Genomic DNA, 1,373 nt, shown 5'->3' with positions numbered 1-1,373 from the left:
CTATAAATGAGCGTTTTTACATCCAATAATTTACAATACAAAAAACAAAAACATTTATGCACTCTTTTGTTATAATTAAGTTGCGCAAAACACAACAAAGGAGAAACATAAATGTTCATAGGCTCAATTATAACAAATTCGTCATCTATAATCAAATTTTTAAAGAAATCAAAGCTTGGGCTTTATTTCACTAAACCACAAATGCATATCATTGCTCTAATAATGAGCGCTATGATTAAAAAAGGATTTTCTGGCAAAGTTACAGATGCAGCTGACTTAATGCCTTTCAGACATAGAACCAATATAGGTAGATTCTTATCTCAAAGCCCTTGGCATGAAGATTTTGTTGAAAGAGCATTACGCAAACTAGTTGTACAAAAGATTTGGGGTATTTCTAAAGCAACTAATAAACCTATTTACGTTGCTATAGATGATACAATTTCAGAAAGAACCGTGCCCTCGTCAAAGGCGCTTCATCCTATTGAAAAATGTAGTTTCCACCAGTCTCATTTAAAAGGTAAAACTGTTTACGGTCACCAGTTGGTAACTGTTATGCTTGTTTGTGATGATGTTGTTATGCCTTATTCAATTTCTATCTATGATAAAAAAATCAAAAGTAAAATTGAAATGGCTGTTGAGCTTATAAAATCTTTACCTTCTCCAGTTAATGAAGGTTTTGTTTTGTGCGATAGTTGGTACAGCTGTAAAAAAGTTTTTAGTGCTACTAAAGACGCTGGATTCAAGTATATTGGTGGTTTTCGTACTAATAGAGTAATTTATCCTGATAAGTACAAAAAGCTTGGCATTAAGATTAATCATCTTGGAAAAACATTAACTAATGAGGATGTTGACCTAGTCAAAGTTGGCAATTCTGAATATTATGTTTATTCCTACAAAGGTAGATTGAATGATCTAAAAGAAGCTCTAATTGTACTTAGTTGGCCTAAAGAAGCCCTTTTCAAAGAAGGATGTTTAAGAGCTTTTGTAAGCACTACGGATTTAACTATGTCTGTTCTAGATTTACTTAATCATTATAGACACAGATGGCCTATAGAAACTTTTTTCAGAGAATCTAAGAAAAAGCTAGGTTTAGATGACTATCAAGTTCGTAGTGAAAAAAGTATTAAACGCTACTTCCTCATTATGATGATTACTTATGCTTATTGCGGTCTTGAAGTATCCACTGACACTTTAAAATTCAGTGAAGGCTTGAAAACTGCAAGAGTTCAATTAGAATCTGAAAAAATATCATTTATCTATGAAAGAACTCAAGCTGGGTCTTCTCTTGATGATATTTTACAGCTTTTCAAAGCCGCGTAAGGGCTTTTTATTTCGTGTTGGTAATATTTGTTTGCAATTTCGCTCATTCATAG

At 32.4% G+C, this 1,373-nt stretch carries 1 protein-coding gene; it reads left to right on the top strand.

What is annotated here, in order from left to right:
• Window positions 1–111: 111 nt before the first annotated feature.
• Window positions 112–1,320, top strand: coding sequence for an IS701 family transposase (locus tag CLORY_RS22815; protein WP_079428887.1), 1,209 nt, complete (start codon window positions 112–114; stop codon window positions 1,318–1,320).
• Window positions 1,321–1,373: the final 53 nt, after the last annotated feature.

It is taken from the genome of Clostridium oryzae (assembly GCF_002029235.1).
Classification (GTDB): Bacteria; Bacillota; Clostridia; order Clostridiales; family Clostridiaceae; genus Clostridium_AE; species Clostridium_AE oryzae.
Note: the sequence above shows the minus strand (reverse complement) of the source record. Positions and strands in the feature narration are given on the sequence as shown.